The organism is Pandoraea sp. B-6 (assembly GCF_000282835.1).
GTDB lineage: Bacteria > Pseudomonadota > Gammaproteobacteria > Burkholderiales > Burkholderiaceae > Pandoraea > Pandoraea cepalis.
This window is the reverse complement of record NZ_KB290544.1, coordinates 1-11772: the sequence shown is the minus strand read 5'-3', so window position 1 is coordinate 11772 and position 11772 is coordinate 1. Positions and strand designations below refer to the sequence as shown.

Below are 11772 nucleotides of genomic sequence, written 5' to 3'. Positions count from 1 at the left end.
CTCAAGCCCTACGGACCGCTGTCGTTGTCGAACCGTTTTGCCGCACTCGGCCCCGACTTCTACACGCGCCTCGCGCCACAGGCGTTGCCCGCGCCGTACCTGGTCGGCTTTTCCGCCGACGCGGCCCGCCTGCTCGGCTGGTCGCCCGAAGCCGCACGCGATCCCGAGTTCGTGACCACGTTCGCCGGCAATACGCCGCTGCCCGGCGGCGATCCGCTCGCCAGCGTGTATTCGGGCCACCAGTTCGGCGTGTGGGCCGGCCAATTGGGCGACGGCCGGGCACTGCTGCTCGGCGAGTCGGACGGCCCCGGCGGGCGCTGGGAAATCCAGATCAAGGGCGGCGGACTCACGCCCTACTCGCGCATGGGTGACGGACGCGCCGTGCTGCGTTCGTCGATTCGCGAGTTCCTCGGCTCGGAGGCCATGTTCCATCTCGGCGTGCCGACCACGCGCGCCCTATGCGTGATCGGCTCCGATGCCCCGGTGCGTCGCGAAACCATCGAGACGGCGGCCGTGGTCACGCGTTTGTCGCCCAGCTTCGTCCGATTCGGACACTTCGAACATTTCTGGGCAGGCGATCAGTATGGCGCGCTGCGTCAGCTGGCTGATTTCACGATCGATCATCACTACCCCCATTGCCGCGACGAGGCCAATCCGTACCTCGCTCTGCTCAGTGCCGTGTGCGATGCGACGGCCGAACTGGTCGCGCACTGGCAGGCCGTGGGCTTCTGTCACGGCGTGATGAACACCGACAACATGTCGATCCTCGGTCTGACGATCGATTACGGCCCGTTCGGCTTCCTCGACGGCTTCAACGCGCATCACATCTGCAATCACTCCGACGCGCAGGGACGCTACGCCTATCAGGCACAGCCGAACGTGGCGTACTGGAACCTCTTCTGTCTCGCCCAGGCCCTGTTGCCGCTGTTCGGCGAGGGCGAGGCGGCGATCGAGCAGGCGCAGTCGGTGCTGCCCGCGTTCAAGACCCGGTTCGCCGAGGAGATCGATCTGCGCATGCGTGCGAAGCTCGGATTGCGCGAATCGCATGCCGACGACGAAGCGCTCATCAACCGTCTGTTCAAGCTGATGCACGAGGGACGGGTCGACTTCACGCACCTGTTCCGCACGCTGGCGGGGCTTGAGCTGGAGAACCCGGCCGCCGACACGCCGCTGCGCGACATGTTCATCGATCGTGCCGGCTTCGATGCCTGGGCCGTGGATTACCGCGCGCGACTGCGCCACGAGGCCAGCACCGACGCGAAGCGTGCGGTCGCGATGCGGCTTGTCAATCCGAAGTACATCCTGCGCAATCATCTGGCGGAGATTGCAATCCGGCGTGCGCGCGAAAAGGACTTTTCGGAAGTCGACACGTTGCTCAAGGTGCTCTCGCACCCCTACGACGAACAGCCCGAATTCGAACGCTATGCCGAGCTGCCGCCCGACTGGGCCGGGCAACTCGAGGTCAGTTGCTCGTCTTGATCGACGGCACGGCGCGGCACCGACGGGACGCGGGCGTCAGCGATGCATCAGCGAGGTGTCACGCATTGCAAAACGGCGCGTCGCCCCCATCTGGGCCAGGTCTGACCATAGACGACGCGCGGCGGCAACACCGGGGCCGCCGCCCATCAGGAGACTCTCATTCATGAGCAAAGTGGAAAAAAGCGACGCCGACTGGCGTGCCCAACTCGACGACGTCGAATACCAGGTCACGCGTCATGCTGCCACCGAACGCGCCTTCACCGGCCGTTACTGGGATCATTGGCAAGACGGCACCTACCGCTGCATCTGCTGCGGCGCGCCGTTGTTCGAATCGACGGAGAAGTTCGATGCGGGTTGCGGCTGGCCGAGCTATGCGAAGCCCATCGACAAATCCGGCATCGACGAGGTGATGGATTACAGCCACGGCATGGTGCGCGTGGAGGTGCGGTGCCACAACTGCGACGCCCACCTCGGACATGTGTTCGAAGACGGCCCGCAGCCGACTGGACTGCGCTATTGCATCAACTCGGCGTCGCTCGACTTCGAGGACAAGGACGGCCAGGCCGACAAGCCGGTCGACGACTGACCCGAGAATCCCCTCGGCGTCCCGTCAGCGCGCCGCTTCAACGCGCCCGATCCGTGAATTCGATCAATTTGCAGCGGGCGCCGCGCGCTTTGGGACATCCCTCGCGGGCGGGCGTCCCGGCGTGACGCGCCCGTCTGCTAAGCTGGCGCTCCCTCAATGGAACACAGGAAACGCCGCCGATGACCCGTCCGACAATTCGCTTCGCACCCCTGCTTTTCTCTGCAGCGGCATCGTTCGGCACCTTGAGTGCCGCGCCAGCCATCGCGCAGTACATGGGCCCGGCGGCCAGTGTTGCGACGACCGGCAGCGTGGTCGTGCCATCGGCCATGCCGCATGTCGCGACCGTCGGTCAGGCACTGGCCGCCCCCGACGATGCCATGACCGTCATCGAGGGCTACATCGTCAACCGACTCCGGCATGAGCACTACACGTTCCGCGACGACACGGGCCGGACCATCGTCATCGAACTCGACGACAAATACCTGCCGCCCGGCCACCAGATCAACGACAAGACGCGCGTGCGCATCACCGGCGAAGTCGACCGCCATCACCTTCGCGCCAACGATATCGACGTCAAGCGCATCGACATCCTGCCGTAAGGCACGCGGCCGCCGGCCTCGGGAAGCGATCCCGCGACCCCGCGAACCGGAGGCAAGCCGGGGTGAAGCGGCGGCACAGACGCCGCGACGCGCATTTGGCGATGTACAGCGTCCCACCACGGGCCTTTGAAATATAATGTGGGTTTGCCCCGGCGCCTGTTGCCCGAGGGCGATTTCTCCCGAAGCCCCCGAGTCGAGACTTCATGAAATTCTTTTTCGACCTGTTACCGGTCATCTTGTTTTTCGTCGCCTTCAAGTTTGCCGGCATCTATGTCGCCACCGGCATCGCGATCGCGACGACGATTGCGCAAGTCATCTGGATGTGGCTGCGTCACCGCAAGGTCGAGCCCATGCAGTGGGTGAGTCTGGCGATCATCGTGGTGTTCGGCGGCGCGACCATGTTGCTGCACGACGAGACCTTCATCAAGTGGAAGCCCACGGCGCTTTACTGGCTCTTCTCGATCACCCTGTTCGTCGCCGAACTCATCTTCGACAAGAATCTGATTCGCGCCATGATGGAAAAGCAGATGGCATTGCCCGACCCCCTGTGGCGGGCGGTGAATTTCAGCTGGGCGCTGTTCTTCCTCGCAATGGGCGCGCTGAATCTGGTCATCGCCTACCATTACTCGACCGATACATGGGTCAACTTCAAGCTCTTCGGCGGCATGGGCCTGATGGTCGTGTTCATCGTCGTGCAGAGCCTGTGGCTCTCGAAGTACATCAAGCAGGACGAATAACGTCCGTCAGGAAGTCACAGCCATGACCATGGAACAGCAAATCGAAGCGCGCCTCACCGCGGCGCTCGCCCCCCTGGAATTCGCCCTTGAGAACGACAGCGCCCGTCACGCCGGTCATGCCGGCGCGACGTCGGGCGGGCATTACAACGTCAGAATCGTGTCTGCAGCGTTTGCCGGACGTAACCGCGTGGCGCGGCACCGCCTGGTGTATGATGCGCTAGCCGATTTGATGCAAAACGGCATTCACGCCCTCGCCATCGTTGCGCTCGCCCCCGGCGAAGCGTAACTCGCATGCGACCATGCGACGTATCCCCCGTCGATTAACCTTGCCTTCGTCATTCGTTAGGAAAAACAGCATGGCATTGAAACTCGCCCGCACGGCACTGGCGCTCGGCGCCGCCGTGTCGCTGACCGCCGTCTCCCTCCCCGCTCTCGCTCAGAACGTCGCCGTCGTGAATGGCACGCCGGTGCCCGTGTCTCGTGCCGACGCCATGGTGCGTGAAATGGTCCGACAGGGTCAGCCGAACTCGCCGCAACTGCAACAGCAAGTGCGCGAAGAGCTGGTCAAGCGCGAGATCCTCGCGCAAGCGGCCGTCAGCAGCGGACTGGCTGCCAAGCCGGACGTCAAGGCGCAGCTCAAGCTGGCCGAGCAAGGCGTGCTGATTCGCGCCCTGATCGCTGACTTCCAGAAGACCTCGCCGGTCACCGACGCCGAGGTTCAGGCGCGTTATGACCAGCTCAAGAAGCAGTTCGGCGACAAGGAATATCACGCCCGTCACATTCTGGTGCCGAGCGAAGACACCGCCAAGGACATCATCGCGAAGCTCAAGGGCGGCGCGAAGTTCGCCGACCTCGCCAAGCAGTACTCGAAGGACCCCGGTTCGGCACAGAACGGCGGCGATCTCGACTGGTCACCGGCCAACGCCTACGTGCCCGAGTTCTCCGACGCCCTGCAAAAACTGCAAAAGGGTCAGTACTCGCAGACGCCGGTCAAAACGCAGTTCGGTTATCACGTGATCGAACTGGACGACGTTCGCGACGCGCAGATCCCGGCGCTCAACGATGTCAAGCCGCAGCTCGTGCAGCAAATGCAGGAAGAGAAGCTGCAAGGCTTCATCGACGGCCTCGAGAAGAAGGCCAAGATCCAGTAAGCGTTACCGGCTATCGGTTCGGCTTTGAAACGAAAATCCCGCCTTCCGGCGGGATTTTCGTTTCCAGCGTGGTATTCCACACGCGCTGACGTGCAGAATATCGTCGCTTAAGCCACCCAGCGGCGCGCGTTGCGGAACATGCGCATCCACGGGCTGTCCTCGCCCCACTGCTCGGGCGCCCAGCTCATCTGCACCGTGCGGAACACGCGCTCCGGGTGCGGCATCATCACCGTGAAGCGCCCGTCGCCCGTGGTCACCGCCGTCAGGCCGCGCGGCGAACCGTTCGGGTTGAACGGATACTGCTCGGTCGGCTGTCCCCGATGGTCGACGAAACGCACGGCGGCAATCGCCTGATCGATGTTTCCTTGCTGACCGAAGTTGGCATAGCCCTCGCCGTGCGCGATCACGATCGGCAGTTGCGAGCCGGCCATGTCCTTGAAGAACAGCGACGGCGAATCCAGCACTTCCACCTGCGTAAGCCGCGCCTCGTACTTCGACTGGTTGTACGTGAACTTCGGCCAGGCCGCCGCCCCCGGGATCAGGTTCGACAGGTTGCTCATCATCTGGCAACCATTGCACACGCCCAGTGCGAACGTGTCGGCACGGTTGAAAAAGCCGGCGAACTGTTCGGCCAGCGCCGGATTGAACAGAATCGTCTTGGCCCAACCCTCGCCCGCCCCGAGCGTATCGCCGTACGAGAATCCACCGCAGGCGATGAAGCCCTTGAACGCTTCGAGCGAGTGACGGCCGGCGAGCAAATCGCTCATGTGCACGTCGTAGGTATCGAAGCCGGCCTTGTCCAGCACGTAGGCCATTTCCAGATGCGAATTCACGCCCTGCTCGCGCAGGATCGCCATCTTCGGACGCACGCCCGTCGCGATGAACGGGGCCGCGACGTCTTCGCTGGCATCGAACGTGAGCTTCGGCGAGAGACCGGGGTCGCTCGTGTCGTTGAGGGTTTCGTATTCCGCATCGGCCGCGGCCGGGTTATCGCGCAGACGCGCGATGCGCCAGCTCACTTCCGACCACTCGCGTTGCAGCGCCGCGCGCGGCGCGCCAAACACCTTCTTTGCATCGCGATAGATTTCGATGACGTCATTCGTGTTCGGCTTACCGATCACGTGCGAGCAGGCGGACAATCCGGCTTCACGCAGCATTTGCAACACCGCATCGCGCTCCGAGGCGCGCACCTGGATCACCCCGCCAAGTTCTTCCGAGAAAAGCGCGCGCAGCGTCTTGTCTTCGCGACGGCCCACCGTCTGCTTGGCCCAATCCTTGGCATCGCCGTAATCGGATTCGAAGCCGTCGTCGAGCGTGAGCATGTCGACATTGAGCGAGACGCCAACGTGGCCCGCAAACGCCATTTCCGCCACGGTCGCGAAGAGGCCGCCGTCCGAACGATCGTGATACGCCAGGAGCTTGCCGTCGCGGTTCAGTGTCTGGATGGCGTCGAAGAAGCGTTGGAGATCGGCCGGATCGTCCAGGTCCGGCACGACGTCACCGATCTGCTGTGTGACCTGCGCGAGGATACTGCCGCCCAGACGGTTCTTGTTGCGACCCAAATCGATGGCGATCAGCACCGTCTCGCCCACTTGCGCGACCGAGCGCAGTTGCGGCGTGAGATGACCGCGCACATCCTCGATCGGTGCGAAGGCCGAGACGATCAGCGACACCGGCGCGACCACGTCCTTGCTGCGGCCGGCGTCTTCCCACTTGGTGCGCATCGACAGCGAATCCTTGCCGACGGGAATCGACAGGCCCAGCGCCGGGCACAGTTCCATGCCGACCGCCTTGACCGTATCGAACAACGCAGCGTCTTCCCCTTCGGTGCCGCACGCGGCCATCCAGTTGGCCGACAGCTTGATCTGGTCGAGCGACGCAATCGGCGCCGCCGCAATGTTGGTGATGGCTTCGCCAACCGCCATGCGACCGGACGCCGGCGCGTCGATCACGGCCAGCGGCGTGCGCTCGCCCATCGTCATGGCTTCGCCACGATAGCCCGTGTAGTCCATCAGCGAAATGGCGCAATCGGCCACCGGCACCTGCCACGGGCCGACCATCTGGTCGCGGGCCGTCAAGCCGCCCACGGTACGGTCGCCAATCGTGATGAGGAACGACTTGCTGGCCACCGTCGGGTGACGCAGTACGGCACGTGCCACGTCGTCGAGCGACAGGCCCGTCACGTCCACCGGCGGGAGCGTCGTCGCCACACGCGTGACGTCGCGATGCATGCGCGGCGGTTTGCCGAGCAGCACGTCCATCGGCATGTCGACCGGGTCCGGCGACTCCGGATGCATCGCATCGACCAGCTTCAGTTGACGCTCATCGGTGGCGATACCGACCACCGCCACCGGGCAACGCTCGCGTTGGCAGATCGCCTGGAAGGCCGGGAAGCTGTCCGGCGCGATCGCCAGGACATAACGCTCCTGCGCTTCGTTACTCCAGATTTCCGCCGGGGACATGCCCGACTCTTCGAGCTGCACCTGACGCAGATCGAAGCGCGCGCCCTTGTCGGCGCCGTCGACCAGTTCCGGGAACGCATTCGACAGACCGCCCGCGCCCACGTCGTGAATCGACAGGATCGGGTTGGCTTCCCCCTGACGCCAGCACGCATTGATCACTTCCTGCGCGCGACGCTCGATTTCCGGATTGCCGCGCTGCACCGAGTCGAAGTCGAGCTCGGCCGTGTTCGTGCCGGTGGCCATCGAGCTGGCGGCACCGCCGCCCATGCCGATACGCATGCCCGGGCCGCCGATCTGAATGAGCAGCGTTCCGGCCGGCAGATTGTGTTTGTGGGTGTGCTGCGCGGCGATGTTGCCCATGCCGCCCGCGATCATGATCGGCTTGTGATAGCCGCGCACGCGGCCGGCCACGTTCTGCTCGTACGTACGGAAATAGCCGCCGAGAATCGGACGGCCGAATTCGTTGTTGAACGCGGCGCCGCCCAGCGGGCCGTCGACCATAATTTGCAACGGCGACGCAATGCGGTCCGGGCGGCCATAGTCGGCGCCCGTATCGCCGGGATTGCGCAGCGACGGCGGCACCGCCACGTCGAGATCGTTCTCCCACGATTCGCGCGCGTCCGGCAGCGCCAGATTCGACACGGTGAAGCCGGTCAGACCCGACTTCGGCGTGGAGCCGCGGCCGGTCGCGCCCTCGTCGCGGATCTCGCCGCCCGCCCCCGTCGACGCCCCCGGAAACGGCGAAATGGCCGTCGGGTGGTTGTGCGTCTCCACCTTCATCAGCGTGTGCGTGAGTTCAACGCTGCGGCCATACTGGCCGTCGGCGCCACGCGGATACCAGCGCTCGACTTCGGCGCCTTCCATCACCGAAGCATTGTCCGAATAGGCCACCACCGTCCCCTGCGGGTGCAGTTGGTGCGTGTTCTTGATCATCTGGAACAGCGACTTGTCCTGCGCCTGACCGTCGATGGTCCATTGCGCATTGAAGATCTTGTGACGGCAATGCTCGCTGTTGGCCTGCGCGAACATCATCAGTTCCACATCGGTCGGATTGCGCTTCAGGCTCGTGAAGGCGTCGACCAGATAATCGATTTCGTCGTCGGCCAGCGCGAGACCCAGATCCCGGTTGGCGGCTTCGAGGGCGCTGCGGCCCACGCCGATGACGTCGATCGTCTGCAGCGGCTTGGCCGGCAACTCGACGAAGAGCGCCTCGGCGTCGTGGCGCGTGGCCACGACCGTCTCGGTCATGCGGTCGTGCAGCACGCCGGCCACGCGCGCCAGGACATCGGCCGCCAGCGACTTCTTGCCGCCAAGAAGGCCCGACTTCACACCGATCGTGTATTCGACCGCGCGCTCGATACGGCGCACGTGATCGATGCCGCAGTTGCGGGCGATATCCGTCGCCTTGCTCGCCCAGGGGGAAATCGTGCCCAGACGCGGGATCACGAGCACCTGGTCGCCCACCGGCTCTTCACGCACCGGCTCACCATAGGTGAGCAGACCGGCGACGCGGGCCACGTCTTCGCTCGACAGCGGTTCGGCGCTGGCCACGAGATGCACGTAGCGGGCGTCGACACGCACGATCGAACTGTCGATGGCTTGCAGGGTCTGCAGAAGACGTTGCTGGCGGAATTCGGAGAGCGCCAAGGCGCCGGCGAAGCAGGCAATGTGAGTCATGGAAGGACGGAAGGCGAGGCGTTCAAAACGCGGGGGAACGACAAAGCGAGATTATACCCTGCTTACCCCGGGTTATACCCGAGTGCGCCACACGCATTATGGGGAGCCTCTCGCCCTGCGAGGGCGTCTCTCTGGTAACCTATGCGCCCCGTCATCTACACGGGCCGCGAAACCGGCATTCGGGTGCGGCACGGCATAAAACGACACTAACAAGCGAACGTACGGGCGTTCGCCACACACCAGACGGTTGGGAATGAAGGTCATCGTTATCGGCGGCGGGGTCATTGGTACGTGCACCGCCTACTATCTGGCCGCCGCGGGGCATACGGTCACGCTAGTCGAGCGCAACAGCACGGTGGCGCAAGAGAGCAGCTTCGGCAACGCCGGCGTCATCGCGCCCGGCTACGTCACGCCATGGGCAGCGCCGGGCATGCCGCGCAAGCTGCTCGGCCATCTGTTCAGCTCGGCCAGCCCGCTTATCTTCCGGCCGGGCCTGTCGGCCGGCACTTGGCGCTGGGCCGCCCGTTGGCTGCGTGAATGCAAACTCGAACGCTACCGCGCCAACCGCGAGCGGATGCAGCGTCTCGCGTTCTATAGCCAGCGCTGCCTGCATGCACTGCGCGAGACCCATGTCTTCGAGTACGAGCACACGCAAGGCTATCTGCAACTGTTCCGCACCGAACGCGACGTCAAAATGAACGAACCGGCGCGCGCCATGCTCGCCGAGAACGAAGTGCCGCACCGCTTGCTCACGGCCGACGAGTGCCGCAAGCTCGAACCAGCGATTTCGACCGACGCCCAACTGGCGGGTGGCCTGCACCTGCCGCGTGACGAGACCGGCAACTGCCCGCTCTTTACCAAGCGCCTCGCCCAGATCGCCCGCGAGATGGGCGTCACGCTCGCGACCGAGACGACGGTGCTGTCGGTGCGTCCGAACGTGGGGCGATCGGGGGTCACCGTCGAGACGGCCAGCACCGCGCAGCTTGCGCATCGCACGGCACTCGACGCCGATGCCGTCGTGATCGCGGCCGGCGTGGCCAGCACGGCGCTGCTGCGTCCGCTGGGCATTGACCTGCCGCTCTGGCCGATCAAAGGGTATTCGATCACGGTGCCGGTCAAGACCGAACTGTTCAGCCCTCGCATCGCCGTCATGGACGAGTCGTACAAGACCGCCATCACCCCGCAAGGCAACCGTCTGCGCATTGCAGGCACGGCCGAACTGGGCGATTCCGAACTCGTGCTGCGCGAGCGCGCCATCGCCACGCTCTACAAAGTGGCGACGGACTGGTTCCCGGGTGCAGGCAAGTACCGGGAGGCGCGCGCCTGGGTCGGCGCACGTCCGATGCTCCCCGACGGCCCGCCCGTGCTCGGCGCGACGCCGCTGCCCGGCATCTTCCTGAACGTCGGCCACGGTTCGACCGGCTGGGCGATGGCCTGCGGTTCCGGTCGCGTGCTCGCCGACGTCATCTCCGGACAAACGCCGGAAATCGATCTGAACGGTCTGACACTCGCTCGTTACGCGCACTGATATACGCATGCTGGCGTGCGAGGATGCCTGCGGGCCACCCCATGACGAGGGCTGGCCCGGCCCGACGCTCGTAAGCGCGTTCACAGGCCGGCATCGTCGGTAGCCAGCCCCGGTCCGGCAGGGCCTTGTCGTAAACCACCGACACCGCGTCCAGATTCACACCGGCAGGCAGAATGTTGCGTTGAGGGCATAATCTCCGAATGGCCCGCAGAACACACCGCGCCCAAGCCGTCGATGCCGGCATGCGACGATGTGCAGCGTTCGCCGCCCCTCGATACCGGGAGCCTTGTCTGTCATGTCCGATTCATTGCGCGCCGACGCCCCTGCTGCCGCTGCTGCTGACGCCCCTGCCGCTGCCAGCGCCACTGTCGGCGTGGATCCCCTGACACGATCCATCGGGTCGCCACACGATTGTGCGACGTCATCCACTGCCGCATGCGCGCGCGATACCCTCGACTTATGGCTTCCCGACACGCTGCGCGAGGTCGAGCGAGCCGCTGCCGCCCAACTCCCTGCCCATACGCTCATGGCCCGCGCCGGGGCCGCCGTCGCCGAGTGGCTCATCGGTCGATTGCCCGCGCTCGCGAGCGCGGGACGTCAACCCGTGTTGTTGCTCGCAGGGCCCGGCAACAACGGGGGCGACGCTTACGTTGCGGCGCGCGAATTGCATCGGCGCGGGGTGCGTGTCGATGTGTGGCAACTTGGAGCGCCGTCAACCGACGACGCCCGCTGGGCGCACGCCCACGCCCTCTCCGCCGGCGTACCCATCCAGCCTGCCCCGGCCCTCTGGCCTCAACCCTCCTCGGGCTACGCCTGGATTGTCGACGGCCTCTTCGGCATCGGCCTGACGCGCCCTCTCGACGGCCCCGCCGCGGCGCTCGTTGCGCACATCGTCGAGGCCCACGCACAGGGCACACCGGTGCTCGCCATCGACATTCCCAGCGGACTGGCGGCGGCCACCGGCGTCGTCGACGGACCGGTCATACACGCCGACGTTACGATGGCAATGCTGGGCGCCAGCCCCGGGCTGCTCACCGGGATGGGGCGCGACGTTGCCGGGGACGTGCTCATTGCCACCCTGGGAACGGACGAGGTGCTGGCCGCGGTGCGGTCCGGACGCCCCGACGGCCAAGCCATCGCGACGAGCGCGCCGGCCGCGTTCGGTGCGCATTTGCCGCAGCGTCATCATGCATCGCACAAGGGAAGCTATGGATCGCTGGCGGTGCTGGGCGGCCATGAAGGCATGATCGGTGCGCCGCTGCTTTGCGCGCGTGCCGGATTGATGACGGGCGCGGGACGTGTCTATGTGGGCTTCGTCGCGCACGATGCACCCGCCTGGGATCCGCAGCATCCCGAACTGATGCTGCGTCATGCGGAAAACCTTGACCTCGCGACGATGCAGGCCGTCTCCGTCGGCCCCGGGCTCGGGACCTCCGCCGCATCGGCCGCGTGCCTGTCGCGCGCGCTCGCCCTGGACGACACGCCCCTGGTCATCGATGCCGACGCCCTCAATCTGCTGGCCGCCGAGCCCGCGCTCGCCGAGCGCGTGCGCC

At 65.4% G+C, this 11772-nt stretch carries 9 protein-coding genes; 8 read left to right on the top strand and 1 reads right to left on the bottom strand.

All coding sequences use genetic code 11. The features are described from left to right. Positions 1-18 precede the first annotated feature (18 nt). The 6 genes from A985_RS0118095 (at position 19) to A985_RS0118070 (ending at position 4552) form a co-directional block, all read left to right on the top strand. Positions 19-1479: a YdiU family protein gene (locus tag A985_RS0118095; protein WP_026132116.1), complete on the top strand. Its 1461-nt coding sequence runs from the start codon at positions 19-21 to the stop codon at positions 1477-1479. Positions 1480-1642: 163 nt separating this feature from the next. Continuing rightward, positions 1643-2065 carry a peptide-methionine (R)-S-oxide reductase MsrB gene (msrB, locus tag A985_RS0118090; RefSeq protein ID WP_017234782.1) on the top strand — a complete coding sequence of 141 codons (423 nt, stop codon included), beginning with the start codon at positions 1643-1645 and terminating at the stop codon, positions 2063-2065. Positions 2066-2244: 179 nt separating this feature from the next. Then, on the top strand, positions 2245-2664 hold the full coding sequence (locus A985_RS0118085) for a YgiW/YdeI family stress tolerance OB fold protein (RefSeq protein WP_017234781.1): 420 nt from the start codon (positions 2245-2247) through the stop codon (positions 2662-2664). A gap of 203 nt (positions 2665-2867) precedes the next feature. Beyond that, positions 2868-3401, top strand: coding sequence for a septation protein A (locus A985_RS0118080; protein WP_017234780.1), 534 nt, complete (start codon positions 2868-2870; stop codon positions 3399-3401). A gap of 22 nt (positions 3402-3423) precedes the next feature. After that, positions 3424-3687, top strand: a complete 264-nt coding sequence (locus A985_RS0118075; protein WP_017234779.1) for a BolA family transcriptional regulator — start codon at positions 3424-3426, stop codon at positions 3685-3687. Positions 3688-3757: 70 nt separating this feature from the next. Continuing rightward, positions 3758-4552: a peptidylprolyl isomerase gene (locus A985_RS0118070; RefSeq protein ID WP_017234778.1), complete on the top strand. Its 795-nt coding sequence runs from the start codon at positions 3758-3760 to the stop codon at positions 4550-4552. Positions 4553-4659: 107 nt separating this feature from the next. Here the strand turns inward: A985_RS0118070 and purL are convergent, their stop codons facing one another. Beyond that, positions 4660-8691 carry a phosphoribosylformylglycinamidine synthase gene (gene purL / locus A985_RS0118065; RefSeq protein WP_017234777.1) on the bottom strand — a complete coding sequence of 1344 codons (4032 nt, stop codon included), beginning with the start codon at positions 8689-8691 and terminating at the stop codon, positions 4660-4662. A 253-nt stretch (positions 8692-8944) separates the two neighbouring features. Between purL and A985_RS0118060 the strand changes: the two genes are divergently transcribed. Beyond that, positions 8945-10219: a D-amino acid dehydrogenase gene (locus A985_RS0118060; RefSeq protein WP_017234776.1), complete on the top strand. Its 1275-nt coding sequence runs from the start codon at positions 8945-8947 to the stop codon at positions 10217-10219. A gap of 295 nt (positions 10220-10514) precedes the next feature. After that, on the top strand, positions 10515-11772 hold a 1258-nt coding region (locus A985_RS26095), incomplete at its 3' end, for an NAD(P)H-hydrate epimerase (protein WP_198288712.1).

Coding starts and splice junctions, on each gene's coding strand:
- msrB (WP_017234782.1), top strand. CDS start 1,643: ATGAGCAAAGTGGAAAAAAGCGACGCCGACTGGCGTGCCCAACTCGAC.
- A985_RS0118060 (WP_017234776.1), top strand. CDS start 8,945: ATGAAGGTCATCGTTATCGGCGGCGGGGTCATTGGTACGTGCACCGCC.
- A985_RS0118070 (WP_017234778.1), top strand. CDS start 3,758: ATGGCATTGAAACTCGCCCGCACGGCACTGGCGCTCGGCGCCGCCGTG.
- A985_RS0118080 (WP_017234780.1), top strand. CDS start 2,868: ATGAAATTCTTTTTCGACCTGTTACCGGTCATCTTGTTTTTCGTCGCC.
- purL (WP_017234777.1), bottom strand. CDS start 8,691: ATGACTCACATTGCCTGCTTCGCCGGCGCCTTGGCGCTCTCCGAATTC.
- A985_RS0118075 (WP_017234779.1), top strand. CDS start 3,424: ATGACCATGGAACAGCAAATCGAAGCGCGCCTCACCGCGGCGCTCGCC.
- A985_RS0118085 (WP_017234781.1), top strand. CDS start 2,245: ATGACCCGTCCGACAATTCGCTTCGCACCCCTGCTTTTCTCTGCAGCG.